The 15,652-nt window shown below is 60.4% G+C and carries 11 protein-coding genes, 6 tRNA genes and 1 pseudogene; 6 read left to right on the forward strand and 12 right to left on the reverse strand.

What is annotated here, in order from left to right; genetic code table 11:
* Positions 1–45: 45 nt before the first annotated feature.
* The gene (locus K3819_RS21570) at positions 46–1,785 is read left to right on the forward strand and encodes a dipeptidase (RefSeq protein WP_221397913.1); all 1,740 of its coding nucleotides are present in this window, start codon (positions 46–48) and stop codon (positions 1,783–1,785) included.
* A 124-nt stretch (positions 1,786–1,909) separates the two neighbouring features.
* Here K3819_RS21570 and K3819_RS21575 read toward each other — a convergent pair.
* From K3819_RS21575 to K3819_RS21600, 6 genes are all read right to left on the reverse strand, one after another.
* Positions 1,910–1,985: transfer RNA gene (locus K3819_RS21575), tRNA-Gly, on the reverse strand.
* 2 nt (positions 1,986–1,987) lie between these two features.
* A tRNA-Glu gene (locus K3819_RS21580) sits at positions 1,988–2,063 on the reverse strand.
* A 60-nt stretch (positions 2,064–2,123) separates the two neighbouring features.
* Positions 2,124–2,199 (reverse strand) — tRNA-Gly (locus K3819_RS21585).
* Between the two features lie 3 nt (positions 2,200–2,202).
* Positions 2,203–2,278 (reverse strand) — tRNA-Glu (locus K3819_RS21590).
* Between the two features lie 104 nt (positions 2,279–2,382).
* Positions 2,383–2,458, reverse strand: a tRNA-Gly gene (locus K3819_RS21595).
* 2 nt (positions 2,459–2,460) lie between these two features.
* A tRNA-Glu gene (locus tag K3819_RS21600) sits at positions 2,461–2,536 on the reverse strand.
* A gap of 388 nt (positions 2,537–2,924) precedes the next feature.
* Between K3819_RS21600 and K3819_RS21605 the strand changes: the two genes are divergently transcribed.
* The gene (locus tag K3819_RS21605) at positions 2,925–3,683 is read left to right on the forward strand and encodes a hypothetical protein (RefSeq protein ID WP_011335462.1); all 759 of its coding nucleotides are present in this window, start codon (positions 2,925–2,927) and stop codon (positions 3,681–3,683) included.
* 650 nt (positions 3,684–4,333) lie between these two features.
* Here the strand turns inward: K3819_RS21605 and K3819_RS29740 are convergent.
* The 4 genes and pseudogenes from K3819_RS29740 to K3819_RS21620 form a co-directional block, all read right to left on the reverse strand.
* Positions 4,334–5,215, reverse strand: coding sequence for a methyl-accepting chemotaxis protein (locus K3819_RS29740; RefSeq protein WP_371857911.1), 882 nt, complete (start codon positions 5,213–5,215; stop codon positions 4,334–4,336).
* A 27-nt stretch (positions 5,216–5,242) separates the two neighbouring features.
* Positions 5,243–6,298, reverse strand: a pseudogene (locus K3819_RS29745) (methyl-accepting chemotaxis protein); the annotation flags it as partial.
* Positions 6,299–6,406: 108 nt separating this feature from the next.
* Positions 6,407–7,807 (reverse strand): PLP-dependent aminotransferase family protein, encoded by a 1,401-nt coding sequence (locus tag K3819_RS21615; RefSeq protein ID WP_221397915.1) that lies wholly within the window; start codon positions 7,805–7,807, stop codon positions 6,407–6,409.
* Between the two features lie 196 nt (positions 7,808–8,003).
* Positions 8,004–8,765 (reverse strand): SDR family oxidoreductase, encoded by a 762-nt coding sequence (locus tag K3819_RS21620; RefSeq protein WP_007917441.1) that lies wholly within the window; start codon positions 8,763–8,765, stop codon positions 8,004–8,006.
* A gap of 229 nt (positions 8,766–8,994) precedes the next feature.
* On the opposite strand from K3819_RS21620, the gene K3819_RS21625 reads away from it, so the two are divergent.
* Complete coding sequence (locus K3819_RS21625; RefSeq protein ID WP_221397916.1) at positions 8,995–9,999, forward strand: NADP-dependent oxidoreductase; 1,005 nt, start codon at positions 8,995–8,997, stop codon at positions 9,997–9,999.
* 52 nt (positions 10,000–10,051) lie between these two features.
* On the opposite strand, the gene pyrF is transcribed toward K3819_RS21625, so the two are convergent.
* Positions 10,052–10,750, reverse strand: coding sequence for an orotidine-5'-phosphate decarboxylase (gene pyrF / locus K3819_RS21630; protein WP_007960372.1), 699 nt, complete (start codon positions 10,748–10,750; stop codon positions 10,052–10,054).
* Between the two features lie 295 nt (positions 10,751–11,045).
* Between pyrF and K3819_RS21635 the strand changes: the two genes are divergently transcribed.
* From K3819_RS21635 to xopAW, 3 genes are all read left to right on the forward strand, one after another.
* Positions 11,046–11,795 carry a response regulator gene (locus tag K3819_RS21635; protein WP_064600917.1) on the forward strand — a complete coding sequence of 250 codons (750 nt, stop codon included), beginning with the start codon at positions 11,046–11,048 and terminating at the stop codon, positions 11,793–11,795.
* Entirely contained in the window at positions 11,795–12,844 is a 1,050-nt protein-coding gene (locus tag K3819_RS21640; RefSeq protein WP_085612102.1) for a cell wall metabolism sensor histidine kinase WalK, read from the forward strand. Before K3819_RS21635 ends, K3819_RS21640 begins: the two co-directional genes overlap by 1 nt.
* 110 nt (positions 12,845–12,954) lie before the next feature.
* Positions 12,955–13,812: a XopAW family type III secretion system calcium-binding effector gene (xopAW, locus tag K3819_RS21645; RefSeq protein ID WP_221397917.1), complete on the forward strand. Its 858-nt coding sequence runs from the start codon at positions 12,955–12,957 to the stop codon at positions 13,810–13,812.
* Positions 13,813–14,088: 276 nt separating this feature from the next.
* Here the strand turns inward: xopAW and K3819_RS21650 are convergent.
* Positions 14,089–15,626, reverse strand: a protein-coding gene (locus tag K3819_RS21650; protein WP_139834536.1) for an IS3 family transposase whose coding sequence is annotated in 2 segments (ribosomal slippage) — positions 14,089–15,176 and positions 15,176–15,626 — 1,539 coding nt in all. Because the reading frame shifts where the segments join, the coding sequence is not laid out codon by codon here.
* Positions 15,627–15,652: the final 26 nt, after the last annotated feature.

Raw genomic sequence — 15,652 nt, forward strand, 5'->3', positions numbered from 1 at the left:
GTCAGACAACTCCTTCTCATCGCCTGCAAAGGAATGCCCTTAGCAATGGATTTTTCACTCAAGCAACTGGCCGCGTCGACGCTGATTCTGGCCAGCCTTTCGTCCGTCACGCTGCCAGCCCAAGCCAACCTAACCGAGCAGCAGAGCGCGACCATTCTCAAGACCTTCAATGAGGCAAAGGTCAGTGACTTCAGAGTATTTCTCGGTGATCTGGCCAAGAACGACCTGAGCAAAACCGACGATCTGCGCCCTGCCATCAGCGCCTTCCTCGACAACAAGACGCTGACCGCCGAACAGCAAAACGAAATCCATCGCCTGCTCGGTCTGTACACCCGCGTGAAGTACGGCAAGGCCGCCCTGGAAACCCTGCGTGAACTGGTGGAAATCCCGACCTTCCGCAAGGACGGCGTCGATCAGCACGACAACCCCGAATTCATCAAGATCGCCGGCAAGATCAAGGATCTGGCTGAGTCTTTCGGCCTGAACTACCGCAACATCGACAACCGCGTCTACGAAATCTCCCTCGACGGCAGCGGCAAGGACGTCGTCGGCATTCATGCTCACGCCGACGTGGTGCCGGTAACGCCGGAAAACTGGGTGCTGAAGGACGGCACCAAACTCGACCCGTTCAAGGTCACGTTGATCGGCGACCGCATGTACGGCCGCGGCACCGAGGACGATAAAAACGGCATCGTCGTGACGCTGTATGCCATGAAGGTGATCAAGGAAGAGAAGCTGCCACTGGCGCGCAATTTCAAACTGCTGGTGGACACCACCGAAGAAACTACCGGTGACGCGATTCCCTACTACTTCGAACGCAACCCGACGCCCGAGTACAACCTGGCACTGGATGGCGGCTATCCCGTAGTGATTGCGGAAAAAGGCTACGGCACCGTCATGGCCGAGTTCGCCAAGCGCAAGGCCGAGGGTAAAGGCGCGGAGATCGCCTCGATGACCGGAGGCCTGGCGACCAACCAGATTCCATCGGTTTCGGTCGTCACGCTGGTGACTGACAAACCCGCCGAGCTGGCGGCCAGCCTGCAAAAGGCCGGCACTGAATACGCCAAGCGCAATGGCGGCGATTTCGAAGTGAACGCCAAGGTCGATGGCAAAGACGTCAAACTCACCGTCACCGGTGTTTCCGCGCACTCGTCCGAGCCAGAATCCGGCGTTAATCCGGTCGCGCGCATGCTCGACTTCATCCACAGCGTGGACGGCAAGATCGCCTTCAAGCACAACCACATCACCGACGCTGCCCACTACGCCGCCGACAACTGGGGCCTGGATTACAAGGGTGGCAAGCTGGGCGTCGGCTTCGCCGATGACTTCATGGGCCCGCTGACCACGTCCCTGACCTACGTCGGCATGGACGACAAAACCTTCAAACTCGCGGTCAACCTGCGCGTGCCGAAGGGCAAGTCGCCGGAAGTGCTCAAGCGCGAAATCGCCGACAAACTGGCGGCCTGGAGCAAGAAGACCCATGTCGCGGTCAACTTCGACTATTCGATCGCCGAACCGATGTACCGCAATCCAGAAGGTGAGTGGGTCAAGGCGCTGCTGGCCGTGGCCACCGAAAACCTGGGCATGAAACACGAATTCGGTACTTCGGCTGGCGCCACCTCGGTGCATGAACTGCCGAACGGCGTGCAATTCGGCCTGGCGCGACCTGAGGTCAAGTACACCGGTCACACCGATGGCGAATTCAAGACCGTTGACCAGTTCCTGCTGGACCTGCAGATCGTCACCGAAATGATGGGACGCATCGGGCAATTGCCGAAACTCTGATCGCGTACCGGGCTCGCCACATTGGCGGGCCCACAAAAAAGGACCGCGAGGTCCTTTTCTATTGCCTGACAAAAACCGCACAAACAAAAACGCCGCTCATCACTGAGCGGCGTTTTTGTGAATTTGGAGCGGGAAACGAGACTCGAACTCGCGACCCCGACCTTGGCAAGGTCGTGCTCTACCAACTGAGCTATTCCCGCAATGGCGTCCCCTAGGGGACTCGAACCCCTGTTACCGCCGTGAAAGGGCGGTGTCCTAGGCCACTAGACGAAGGGGACACAGGCTACAACTTTCACTAATAAAAACGCCGCTCTTTGCAAAGCGGCGCTTTTTGAATTTGGAGCGGGAAACGAGACTCGAACTCGCGACCCCGACCTTGGCAAGGTCGTGCTCTACCAACTGAGCTATTCCCGCAAATGGCGTCCCCTAGGGGACTCGAACCCCTGTTACCGCCGTGAAAGGGCGGTGTCCTAGGCCACTAGACGAAGGGGACACGCTACCCGGAACACATGGTGTGTGTTTCGGTGTCCAGATCCGCCTCCGAAGATTGGGTTCTGGTTTCACTCAGCACCGCCCGAAAGCGTTGCTGTTTAAAATTGGAGCGGGAAACGAGACTCGAACTCGCGACCCCGACCTTGGCAAGGTCGTGCTCTACCAACTGAGCTATTCCCGCATTGGCGTCCCCTAGGGGACTCGAACCCCTGTTACCGCCGTGAAAGGGCGGTGTCCTAGGCCACTAGACGAAGGGGACACACTACAACATTCACTCCCTGCCGCGTTTCGCTGTGTGCTTTACGCTGCAAGTGGCGCGCATTCTATGGATGGATTGAAAGGTCGTCAACCCCCAGATATAAATTTATTTAAATCAATGACTTCGACCTGCTTTACGCACCGTTTCCGGCTTTTGCATCGCCCGGCGATTGACGCCTATATTCCGACACTCGCCAAGGCGTTATAGTCCACGGCACAGGTGATGGCAATCTGCACCCCAAGGGCCAGCATTTATATAAGCCGGTTCCTGGCCGATACAGATTCAGCTTCGCCGATCCAAACCCGTCGAGCGGCGCTAGGCTCCTGTATGCCAAGCCACTACACTCGCACGCGAACCCTATAAAGAGGTCTTACCGGTGACACCACTCATGATCACCCTGCTAGTCATAGCCGGGATCGCAATCTTGATCGCCATTGGCTACATGAACCATGTGGTGGAAAACACCAAACTGGAGAAGGCCCGCACCAAGGTCGAACTCAACGACCGCCTGCGCCGTTGCGGCGAACTGACTGAAACCTTCCCCGGCCAGTTCATGACCCCGGCCCTCAAGCTGCTGCTGACCCGCCTTGAGCTGAACGTCTGCCAGCGTCTGCTGAACCTGGAAAAGACCAGCGCCACCACCAAGGCCCGCATCACAGAACTGAGCGCCCTCGTCGCCCAGGGCGAATCGATCCCGGTCAACAACCCGCCGGCCCCGATCCAGACCGAAGCCAAGGCCAAAGACGTCCGCTTCCTCCTCGAAGCCCTCCACGGCCAGATCACCCGCGCCGCGCAGGACGGCTTCCTGCCACCGAACGAAGCCAAACACTGGATCCGCGAAGTCCGCCACATCCTCGTATTGCTGCACATCGAGTTCTTCAACAACCTCGGCCAACACGCCCTCCAGCAAAACCAGCCAGGCCAGGCCCGCCTCGCCTTCGAACGCGGCGTGCAATACCTGCGCAAACAGCAGGACCCGCAAATCTACGCCGAACAACTCCAATACCTGGAAAAACTCCTGGCCCGCGCCAACGCCCAGGTCATGGACAAGATTGCCCCGGTCGAAGGCGAAGAAAACCAACTGACTGCCGGCCTCAAAGATGTCGAGGCTGATGCGGACTGGAAGAAGAAAGTGATTTACGACTGAGTGCAGTCGGAGAGAGAAGCCACCGGGAGGTGGCTTTTTTATTGCCCGCGGAGAAGATCAAAATCAAAAGCGCCCTCACCCTAGCCCTCCCGAAACGTCGGACCGCCCGGAGTGAGAGCGGACTGACCGAGGTGATTGGGGGAGGTACGCCGACGTGAAATACCGAGTCGCACTCAGGTTGAAACGCATGCAACTCAACTCACTCTGCTGCACCTGCTGCACCTGCTGCACCTGCTGCACCTTCTGAATCCTATGCTTCTTCTACTCTTGCTTCTGCTTTGGCTTTGGCTTCCCACCACTCAACACGATGAGCGTTAGCTCGAGTAAGGCTTTTGACGTGCCGGCCCCATCGGAAGGCTGAGTGGAGGGATTTATCCGGGGGTGGGAGCGCAGCGACCGTGCGGCGAAGCCGCATGCATCGAGAGGAGGTGCAGCGAAGCAAACCGTAGGCGATGCCCCCGGATGAATCCCGGAACGAAGGAACGCCGAGCCACAGCGAGGTGCCGAACGCCGGGGCCTAGACCTTTGCTTCCTTTGGGGCGTTTGCCAAAGGGAGTCGCCGTAAGGGCGAAACCGCCAGCGGCAGCACCCGCAGAAACGGATATGAACGCAATAAAACGGGAACCTGGTCGGCCCAAAGGCCGCCAAGGTCAAAGCCGAAAGTGCCCCACCATCCCCCGAAGCTCACTCCCCAACTGCGCCAGCTCAACACTGGAAGCCGCATTCCCGCGCATGGCAATCGAAGACTGATCCGCACTCGCCCGAATACTCGTCACACTGCGATTGATCTCCTCGGCCACCGAACTCTGCTCCTCGGCCGCCGCCGCAATCTGCTGGTTCATCTGCTGAATCAACGAAACCGCCGCCGCAATACTCCCCAGGGCGCTTTCGGTCTGCAACGCATCGCTCACCGCCAGTTTCACCAGTTCGCCACTGCTCTGAATCTGCTGCACCGACGAATGCGCCGCCGAACGCAAGGCACTGACCAGCCGCTCGATTTCCTCGGTCGACTGCTGCGTGCGCCGGGCCAGCGCCCGCACCTCATCGGCGACCACCGCAAAGCCCCTGCCCTGCTCGCCCGCCCGCGCCGCTTCGATCGCCGCGTTGAGCGCCAGCAGATTGGTCTGCTCGGCGACACTCTTGATCACTTCCAGCACCGTGCCGATGTTCTGGATTTCCGCACTGAGACTTTCGATGCTCGAACTGGCCGAGGTCGCCGAATCCGCCAGTTGCTCGATCCGCGCCATGCTCTGGCGCACCACCTGCTGGCCGCTTTCGACCTTGCCATCAGCGGTCTGCGCCGCGAGCGCCGCTTCTTCGGCATTACGCGCCACATCGTGAACGGTGGCGGTCATCTGGTTCATCGCCGTCGCCACCTGTTCGGTTTCCTCTTTTTGGCTGCTGACCTCCAGGTTGGTCTGCTCGGTCACCGCCGACAGCGATTGCGCCGAACTGGCCAACTGTTCGATACCCGCCTGCAACCCGCTGACAATCGTGCTCAAGCCCGCGCCCATCTGCTGCATGGCCAGCATCAATTGACCGATTTCATCACGGCGCGATACCTCGATCGTTGCGCTCAAATCACCGGCCGCAATCTGTTGCGCCACGTGAATCACGCTGCGCAACGGTGCAACGATCAACCGGGTGATCACCCACGCCGCAATCAGCCCGACGAGCAACGCCAGCGCCGATGAGCCGATGATCAGCACCGAATTCTTTTTCAGTTCGCTCTGCATGGCGCCGTCTTGCGCAACATAGGCCTGTTGGACCCGCGCCACGACTTCGTCGGCCCGTTGGTGCAGCTGTTGATAGACGGTCTTTTCCTGGGCCAGCAACCCGGTGTACTCGGCCAGCTTGTCGCTGAAACCGGCAATGTGCCCGGACACTTCATTGAGCACCGTCAGATAGCCTTCGTCCTTGACCGTGGACTTGAGCTGCTCGGCTTGCGCCTGGGCTTGCGCAGCCTGCTCGATATTGCCCTGACCTGCGCTGTCATCACCCTTGCGGCTTTGATCCAGGCGTACCCGCGCCTCGTTCATCGCCTGCAACATCAACCGTGAGACCTGACTGACCTGGCCGGCCTGCTCGATGAATTGCGCCCCGTCCTTGCCCTCGCTGTCTTTCAGGGTGTACGCGCCGTCGTCGGCCAGACCGGCCTGCAACACATCGAGATTGTTGGCGACGCTGGACACCGACCAACTGGCCATTTCCAGCGCCAGGTCCTTGGCCTGGGACAACGAGACGAATTCATCGAACGCCTTGCGGTACGCGCCCAATGACTGTTGGACGTCGTTCATGACCGGCTCATTGCCCGGCGACAAAATCTTGAGTTGGTCGGCCATGGCGACCAGACCGTCGACACCTTCGTGCAAAGCCTCGACGGTTTTCGGGTTGCCGTGCAAGGCGTAGTCCTGCTCCAGCAGCCGCACTTTGAGCAGGCCACTGTTGAGCGATGACATCTGCTTGAGGCCATCGAAGCGCTGGCTGATGGTTTGCAGGGACCAGACGCCAATCGCCGCCACCAGTGCAGTCAGCAACAACACCAGCACAAACCCGATACCCAGTTTTTTTGCCATACCGAGGTTGGCAAAACGTCCTTGCACGGCCGAAATCATTGCGCGTAGTCCCCTGCCATAGTCTGTTGTCGAAGATTCGCAACGGCCTTGAACCAGCACAAGTCTCTGGCGTCGGAATAATGGCAAAAAGCTACGCACGCGTCGTTTTCAGAACGTTCGAGGTCGATCCATGGCTGTATCGCGAAAAAACTGCCGTGCCCGGGGATCGCAGGCGTAAGCCACGTTGATCCGCTGCCAGTCGCAGGCTTCGCCACTGGGACTGAACGACGTTGCGCAGGACAACTGCACACCGCATCGCAGAGCATGCCTGCGCAGGCGCGCCTCATCGGCCACTGGCGAACGTGCCCAGATGAACAGGCCGCCCGTGGGTTTGCCGAACACCTCCCAGTCAGCGTCTTCCAGCGCCTGAAGAGCGGCCGCACGATCAGTGGAAAGCCGCTGACGCTGACGCTGTACCAGTTTTCGATAGGCACCACTGGCAAGCATCCCCGCCAGCACCGCCTCGCAGAACCTTGGGGTCCCCATGCAACTGATCATCTTGACCCGCGCCATCCGCTCGACCAGCTCGCCATCGGCCAGCACGAAACCCACCCGTAGCGAGCTGCTCAGGGTCTTGGAAAAACTGCCGACGTAAATGACCCGCCCCTCGTCATCCAGCGCCGCCAGGCGAGTGCCGCTGCCGTTGTGCAGGTCGGCGTAGACATCATCTTCTATCAGCCGCAGGTCGTAGATCCTGCTCAGCTGCAGGATGCGTCGGGCGACCGCCGGCACCAGGCAACTGCCCGTGGGATTGTGATGATGACTGTTGATGAACAGCGCCGAGGGTCGGAACTGCTGCAGCAACGCCTCAAGGGCCTCGACATCCGGCCCGCCCGCCATGCGGCGAACCTCCAGCATGCGCACGCCATGCAAGCGCAGGAGATCGAACAGCGGCGCATAACCGGGGGTTTCTACCACGACGCAATCACCGGCCTTGAACAAGGTCCGCACGATCAGGTCGAGTGCGTGGCTGGCGCCGGCGGTGGTCATCACCTGCTCGTCAGCAGCCTTGATATTCAGCAATCCGAGGCGCCTGACAATCTGTTCGCGCAACGCCGGCAGCCCAAGAGGCGTGCTGTAGTTGAACAGGCTGGCCATGTCGGCGCGCGTCACCTCGCGGATCGCATAGCCGAGATCATCGGGCTCGCGCCAACTCTCTGGCAGGACGCCACTCCCCAGCGTCAAACCGCCGCGCCATCGGAGGGCCGGATCGCCCCCGGTGCGCTCCCCCTCACACCCGGAGCCATCGATCGCCTTGCAACAATCGGGCGACGAAGCCGCCACCATGAATCCCGAGCCCTGACGCGAGGCCAGAACCCCTTGCGCCACCAGCCGCTCGCAAGCCTCCATGACGCAGGACTGGCTGAGCAGATTGCACCGTGCGATCTCGCGCACGGAGGGCAGACGCGTCGTCGGCGGCACCTGCCCCTGCATGATCCACTCGGTCAACCCGTCAACAATCTGCTGTACGACCGGCACCATTGCCTGTCGGTCAATTCTCAATTCCATGAGCACGCAAACTCCTGTCCGTTTTTGCTGGCGGCAGTAAATCACAGCCACGCCCTTGAGGCTGTGCGACAAAACCGCCAAAAGCCTCCGTTCTCACCATTTGAAACACATTGTTTAGCGGACTCACGGAACCGCTCCCGAGGCGAAAAAAAACCCGCCGGTGGGCGGGTCATTTTTTGTCTCGGTCGACGCCACCTTAGAAGGCGGTCACGCCGCCATCCACGGCCAGCGAATGGCCGGTGGTAAAAGCCGCTCCGTCGCTGCACAGATACAGCACGGCGCTGGCGATTTCCTCGACCTTGCCAATGCGCCCGACCGGGTGCATCGCGTTGGCGAATTCACCTTTTTTCGGGTCCGCTTCATAGGCGCGACGGAACATGTCAGTGTCGATCACCGCCGGGCAGACGGCGTTGACGCGGATTTTCTTCTTGGCGTATTCGATCGCAGCCGACTTGGTCAGACCGATCACCGCGTGCTTGGAGGCGGCATAGATGCTCATCTTCGGCGCGGCACCCAATCCAGCCACCGACGCGGTGTTGACGATCGCCCCGCCGCCCTGCGCCAGCAGCAACGGCAACTGATACTTCATGCAAAGCCAGACACCCTTGACGTTGACGCCCATGATCGCGTCGAACTCGTCCATCGAGCCTTCGGCCAGTTTGCCCTTCTCGATTTCGATCCCGGCATTGTTGAAGGCGTAGTCGAGACGGCCGTAGGTATTGATCACCTCGTCCATCAGATTTTTCACTTCGCTTTCGACGGTCACGTTGCAGCGCACGAAGGTCGCTTCGCCACCGGCTGTACGAATCAGCGCCACGGTGCCCTCGCCCCCGGCCGCATCCAGATCGGCCACCACCACTTTCAGACCTTCGGCGGCGAATGCCTGGGCCGTCGCGCGGCCGATGCCGTTGGCCGCGCCAGTGACGACGGCTACCTGACCGGAAAACGTCATGCTCATTGTTATGTCCTCGAATGCGGGGGGAATGGATGAAGGCAGCATAGCCACAGGGGCCTGAGTGACGTCAGCACTATCAGAAGGCCGGTTAGGCTTGCATGAATCGCAGTGATGAAACCCAGGCCTGCACTATCACCGTACTGGATCAGCCTGCATTCGCCCCGTGAGCCAACCTTGCGGCATCGCTCATGAAGGTCTATCAACAAGGCTTCATTCAATTCGAGTGCCTGTCATGACCAACCAGACCAATCGCCAGTTCCTGCTCGCCAAACGCCCAGTGGGCGCCGCCACCCGCGAGACCTTCACCTATCAGGAAGTACCGGTCGGCGAGCCGGCGGCAGGGCAGATTCTGGTCAAGAACGAATACCTGTCCCTCGACCCGGCCATGCGCGGCTGGATGAACGAAGGCAAGTCCTACATTCCGCCGGTGGGTCTGGGCGAAGTCATGCGCGCGTTGGGCGTAGGTAAAGTCGTCGCGTCGAACAATCCGGGGTTTGCCGTCGGCGACTACGTCAACGGTGCCATTGGCGTGCAGGATTATTTCCTCGGCGAGCCAAGAGGTTTCTACAAGGTCGATCCGAAACTGGCACCGCTGCCGGTTTATCTGTCCGCACTGGGCATGACCGGCATGACCGCCTACTTTGCCCTGCTCGATGTCGGCACGCCGAAGGCCGGGGACACCGTGGTGCTGTCCGGTGCCGCGGGCGCGGTCGGCAGCATCGCCGGGCAGATCGCCAAAATAAAAGGCTGCCGGGTGGTCGGCATCGCCGGCGGCGCCGACAAGTGCAAGTTCCTGATCGATGAACTGGGCTTCGACGGTGCCATCGACTACAAGAGCGAAGACGTGCTGGCCGGTCTCAAACGCGAATGCCCGAAAGGCGTGGACGTGTATTTCGACAACGTCGGCGGCGACATCCTCGACACCGTACTCAGCCGTATCAACCTGAAAGCACGCGTGGTGATCTGCGGCGCGATCAGCCAGTACAACAACAAGGAAGCGGTCAAAGGCCCGGCCAACTACCTGTCGCTGCTGGTCAACCGCGCGCGGATGGAAGGCTTCGTGGTGATGGATTACGCCGCGCAGTACGCCAGTGCCGCCCAGGAGATGGCCGGGTGGATGGCCAAAGGTCAACTCAAGAGCAAGGAAGACATCGTTGAAGGCCTGGAAACATTCCCCGAGACCCTGGGCAAACTGTTCAGCGGCGAGAACTTCGGCAAGCTGGTGTTGAAGGTCTGAAAACAATGAAGGGAGCCATCGGGCTCCCTTCATTGTTTCTTCAGCTGTTCGCTCAGGCCAGTTCGGCAACCACCGAGGCCAGTGCCTTGGCCGGATCCGCCGCCTGGCTGATCGGACGGCCGATCACCAGATAGTCGGAACCGGCATCCAGCGCCTGACGCGGGGTCAGGATGCGACGCTGGTCGTCCTGGGCGCTGCCCGCCGGACGAATTCCCGGGGTCACCAGTTGCAGCGATGGATGCGCGGTTTTCAGCGCAGTGGCTTCCAGCGCCGAGCACACCAGACCGTCCATCCCGGCCTTTTCGGCCAACGCCGCCAGACGCAGCACCTGCTCCTGCGGCTCGATGTCCAGACCGATACCCGCCAGATCCTCACGCTCCATGCTGGTCAGCACGGTCACGCCGATCAGCAACGGCTGCGGACCGCTGCGCTTGTCCAGCTCTTCGCGGCAGGCCGCCATCATGCGCAGGCCGCCGGAGCAGTGAACGTTGACCATCCACACGCCCATCTCGGCCGCGGCCTTGACCGCCATCGCCGTGGTGTTGGGAATGTCGTGGAATTTCAGGTCCAGGAATACTTCAAAACCCTTGTCACGCAGAGTGCCGACGATTTCCGCGGCGCAACTGGTGAACAGTTCCTTGCCCACTTTGACCCGGCACAGTTTCGGGTCCAACTGGTCGGCCAGCTTCAGTGCGGCGTCACGGGTAGGGAAATCCAGGGCGACGATGATAGGAGTCTGGCAGGCGGACATGGATGGGCTCTCAGGCAAGTCGAAATCGGCGCGCATTGTAGCGGAACCGGCGGCGGCGCGGCACCCGATGATCGGTAAATCGTCGCGCCAACCGTGATCAGCATAGCCTTGCAGGGTATTGTGTCGAACCCGATACACAACCGACACGCCGACAACATGCGCCCGCGCTAGCCTCGCCAGCCGCAACAAGTCCTTACAGCAGCCCTTCCCGCCTCACGGCCGGACGCCTATGCTGAAACCACAACCTCGCAGCCTATCTTTGTGGTTGGCGGCCTACTGGCAGATGAACAGCCTCATGCACAACTCCCAAGCCTCCGTGAACGACGAACAGAAAGACGACAAGCGCTGGAACATCCGCGCGCTGATCGTCGACGATGACGTGCCGATCCGTGAATTGATGATCGACTACCTGGCCCGCTTCAACATTCACGCCAGCGGCGTCACCGACGGCGCGGCCATGCGCCAGGCGATGCAGGCCGAACATTTCGACGTGGTGGTGCTCGACCTGATGCTGCCCGGCGAAGACGGTCTGTCGCTGTGCCGCTGGCTGCGCGCTGAATCGGACATCCCGATCCTGATGCTCACCGCCCGCTGCGAACCCACCGACCGGATCATCGGCCTGGAACTGGGCGCCGATGATTACATGGCCAAGCCGTTCGAACCCCGGGAACTGGTGGCGCGGATCCAGACGATTCTGCGTCGGGTGCGCGACGACCGCAGCGAACAGCGTGCGAACATTCGCTTCGACAACTGGCGCCTGAACAGCGTCCTGCGCCAGTTGATCGCCGACGATGGTCTGGTGGTGCCGCTGTCCAACGCTGAATTCCGCCTGCTCTGGGTGTTCATCGAACGCCCGCGCCGGGTGCTCAGCCGCGAACAGTTGCTGGACGCCGCCCGTGGCCGCTCGATCGAAGCCTTCGACCGTAGCATCGACCTGCTGGTCTCGCGTCTGCGGCAAAAACTCGGCGACGACCCGAAAGCCCCGCAACTGATTAAGACCGTACGTGGTGAAGGCTACCTGTTCGACGCCCGGGACATCGGCTGATGCGGGCGCGCTTCGACACGCTGTTCGGCCGCCTGTTTGGCATGCTGTTGGTGGCGATCGTCCTGGCGCACCTGCTGGCCTTCGCCTGGTTCCGCCTCTACGGCCCACCGCCCCCGCCACCGCCGCCGGAGTTCTCGCAAAACCTCGACGGTCAACAGCCGGCTCAGGATCCACGCTACCCGCCCCGTCCACCGCGCCCCTGGTTCGGCGGGCCGATCGTGCCACTGACCTTCCAGTTCATCTCGCTGATCATCGCCGCCTGGTACGGCGCCAAGCTGCTGACCCGACCGATCCAGCGTCTGAGCGATGCGGCCGAGCGCCTGAGCGAAGACCTCGACAGCCCGCCGCTGGACGAAACCGGCCCGCGGGAAGCACGGCAGGCTGCGTACACCTTCAACCTGATGCAGCAGCGCATCCGCGAACAGGTGCAGCAACGGGCGCGGATGCTCGGCGCCGTCTCCCACGACCTGCGCACCCCGCTGTCGCGACTGAAACTGCGTCTGGAAAATATCAGCGACGACAAACTGCAGGGCCAGATGCGCCAGGATCTGGACGACATGATCGGCATGCTCGACGCCACCCTCACCTACCTGCACGAACAGCGCACCAGCGAGGCCTTGCAGTTGATGGACGTGCAGGCGCTGGTCGAATCACTGTGCGAAAACGCCCAGGATCAAGGCGCCGACGTTCAGGTCAGCGGCCACTGCGCCCCGTTGCAGGTACAACCGATGGCCCTGCGCTCGTGCATCAACAACCTGATGGACAACGCCCTGCGCTACGCCGGCCAAGCGCACATCGAACTGCAAGACCAGCGCGAACAACTGCTGATCCGCGTCATCGACCACGGCCCGGGCATCGCGGCGGACAAGCGTGAAGCGGTATTCGAACCGTTCTTCCGCCTCGAAGGCTCACGTAACCGCAACTCCGGCGGCGTCGGCCTGGGCATGACCATCGCCCGAGAAGCGGCGCAGCGCCAGGGCGGACAACTGACCCTGGCAGAAACCCCCGGCGGCGGCCTGACCGCCGTGATCCAACTGCCTCGCCACTGAGTTTGACTGTGTACCGGCCGGTACAAACCTCACATACCCACGACACCTTGCACCTTGAGGCTGCATAAGCCGGTACACCCACCGGTTTTCCAGTCCAAGGAGTGAGCCCGATGATCGGTAGCGTCAGCAACTACACGAGCTATACCAGCACCAGCAGCACCTCCACCCAGAACGCCCGCAGCCAGCAGCTGCAAAAGGAACTGTTCGCCAAGCTCGACAGCAACGGCGACGGCGCGGTGGATCAGGACGAACTGGGCAGCGCCCTGTCGCAAAAGTCCAACGACGGCCTGCTGGTCAGTCTGAGCAAACAATTCGGCGATCTGGACAGCGACGCCAGCGGCAGCCTCAGCGCCGAAGAAATGACCGCCATGGCCCCACCGCCACCGCCCCCAGGCGACCAGGCCCCCAACACCGAACTGGCCGACGCCCTGATCAGCGCCCTGGACGCCGACGGCGACGGCGCCATCAGCAGCGACGAACTGAGCAACGGCCTGACCAGCGCCGGCAGCACCGCCGACAGCAGCAAAATCTTCTCGGCCCTGGACAAAAACGAAGACGGCGTCGTCAGCCAGGACGAACTCGCCGCCAGCCTCACCCCACCGCCACCCCCGCCCCCACAAGCCTCCAGTGACGAACTCTTCAGCCAACTCGATGCAGACGGCGACGGCAGCGTCACCGCCACCGAGTTGAGCAGTGCGTTGCAAGCCAGCGACAGCACCTCATCGAACAACACCGACACCGCCGCCGCTCTGCTCAAGGTTCTGGACAGCGACAGCAGCGCAGGCGTCAGCAGCGACGAACTGAAAGCTGCACTGCATGCAGGTCGCGAACGCCCGGATGACGAACAGACCGCCAGCAATACTCAAACCACCACCGAAGCGCTGAACCGGATGATTGCCAATCTGAGCAAGCAGTACTCGCTCGAAAGCACCGCGTCGGTGGGCAAGTATTTGAATGTGGCGACTTGAGGTAATCCAAAACCAGGATGAGCGTTAGCTCGACAAAGCTCTTGATCTTGATCCACCCGCCCCTTCGGAAGGCTGAGTGGAGGTGTTCATCCGGGGATTGGCACGCAGTGCCGTTTGGCGAAGCCGAACTCATCGACGAAGTCGATGCCTCCGGAAGGACGCCGGAGCGAAGGAACCCGAGCCTGCGAGGGCCGAACGCCGGGGCGAGCGTTTTTTGCTTACTTTTTTAGGCGCTCGGTGCGTGTCAAGGCACCTGTCGCCTTGTTCCAATCGTTGTTAGCCAGTTGAGCCCTTAAAGTCAGGGCGCTCTGGGTTTAAATACACCGCATCAGCTAGTTTCCAGTTGCGTGTCCGAGTGCTCCAACGGCTCGGATTAGCTTTCCTGGCATCCTCATAAAGCGCTGCTCTTGCTTGTAATAGCATCGTCGCTTTGCCTTCGTGCCTCTCGTTTGGCGTCACGTATTTCAAAGCGCTATGGCGATGATCTTCGTTGTACCACTCGATGAATTTCTGCACCCAAAGCCTCGCATCAATGACCGTATCAAATGGTTGATCCGGCCAGAGCGGGCAGTACTTTGCAGTGCGGAAAAGTGCCTCTGCATATGCGTTATCGTTACTTACCCTTGGCCGGCTAAAAGAAGGCTCGACGCCAAGTGCAACCATGCTTTCACGCAGCAAAGAACCTCTCATCACGTGTCCGTTATCCGAGTGCAGCACCAGCGGGCGACCCGCTGTATGTTCACGTAAGCATCCCTTTCTAAGCAGCTCGCATGCGTGTTCGGCGCATTCCACTTCGTGCACTTCATTGGCGACCAGTTTGCGGCTGTAGACATCCTTGACCATGTACCAGTAGAAAAATCGACCTCTGACGGTGCTTGGCAACCAAGTGATATCCCAGCACCACACCTGGTTGGGGCCATCGGCACAATGCGTCGTCAGCACCCTACGTTTCGGGGCTTTGGTTCGGCCGCGACGCACGTTTTGATGAGCCGCTTTTAACACTCGGTAAAACGTCGATTCCGAAGCCAGATAGATGCCTTCATCGGCCAGTTTGGGGACGATCTGGTGCGGAGTAAGGCTGGCGTAGCCAGCCTGATTGGCAGCATCAAGTACCGCTTGGCATTCCGACTCACTGAGCTTGTTAGCCGGAGCTGCCCGTTTAGCCAGCAGTCGCCCATCACAGTCAGCATATCGCCAGCGCTGGACTGTACGCAGGCTCAACCCCAACTCATTGCAGGCTCGATATCGACGAGCGCCGCTCTGCACTGCGTCTGCAATCAACTTCATGGCTTGCGTACGATCAGCGGCGTTAATCAGTCTTCCTTGTCCTTGCCCCAGATCGCATTGGCTTTTTTTCTGAGCTCCAGCAGGGCCACCGCCTCCGCACGTCCGGCATCTGACTGGATCAATTGACGCTCGAGTATTTTGATACGCCGTTGCTCGGCCGTTTTAGAGGTTCGAGAGTTGAGATCAACGACCGGATTGGCGTTTTGACAGGCCAGTCTCCACTGCTGAATTTGCTCAGGGTAAATGCCCTTTATTCGGCAATACTGAGAAATTTCCACCTCGCTCAACGGCGCGGTTTCCATAACAGCATTGAATTTATCGGCGCTAGACCATTGGTCACTGGTTTTGCCGTTTCCTGGAACGATCAAGCCTTTGTCTCTGGCCATTTGTCTCCAGTTTCGCAGCGACTGTGGCGTGAGATTGAGTGCAACGGCAAGTTCTGCCACTGACCGATTAAAGGGCGGCATCATTTGCAAAACGACCCAGTCTTTGAAGTCGCTGTCGTAGCGCTTGCCTAAATTGGACATTGTTATGCACCTTCACCCTCTTGAAT

This window comes from Pseudomonas sp. 3-2 (genome assembly GCF_019710535.1).
Lineage (GTDB): Bacteria > Pseudomonadota > Gammaproteobacteria > Pseudomonadales > Pseudomonadaceae > Aquipseudomonas > Aquipseudomonas pharyngis.

Excerpts from the sequence above, each read along its gene's own strand:
- K3819_RS21570 (WP_221397913.1), top strand. The coding sequence starts at position 46 with ATGGATTTTTCACTCAAGCAACTGGCCGCGTCGACGCTGATTCTGGCC.
- K3819_RS21605 (WP_011335462.1), top strand. The coding sequence starts at position 2,925 with ATGATCACCCTGCTAGTCATAGCCGGGATCGCAATCTTGATCGCCATT.
- K3819_RS29740 (WP_371857911.1), bottom strand. The coding sequence starts at position 5,215 with ATGCTGGCCATGCAGCAGATGGGCGCGGGCTTGAGCACGATTGTCAGC.
- K3819_RS21615 (WP_221397915.1), bottom strand. The coding sequence starts at position 7,807 with ATGGAATTGAGAATTGACCGACAGGCAATGGTGCCGGTCGTACAGCAG.
- K3819_RS21620 (WP_007917441.1), bottom strand. The coding sequence starts at position 8,765 with ATGAGCATGACGTTTTCCGGTCAGGTAGCCGTCGTCACTGGCGCGGCC.
- K3819_RS21625 (WP_221397916.1), top strand. The coding sequence starts at position 8,995 with ATGACCAACCAGACCAATCGCCAGTTCCTGCTCGCCAAACGCCCAGTG.
- pyrF (WP_007960372.1), bottom strand. The coding sequence starts at position 10,750 with ATGTCCGCCTGCCAGACTCCTATCATCGTCGCCCTGGATTTCCCTACC.
- K3819_RS21635 (WP_064600917.1), top strand. The coding sequence starts at position 11,046 with ATGCACAACTCCCAAGCCTCCGTGAACGACGAACAGAAAGACGACAAG.
- K3819_RS21640 (WP_085612102.1), top strand. The coding sequence starts at position 11,795 with ATGCGGGCGCGCTTCGACACGCTGTTCGGCCGCCTGTTTGGCATGCTG.
- xopAW (WP_221397917.1), top strand. The coding sequence starts at position 12,955 with ATGATCGGTAGCGTCAGCAACTACACGAGCTATACCAGCACCAGCAGC.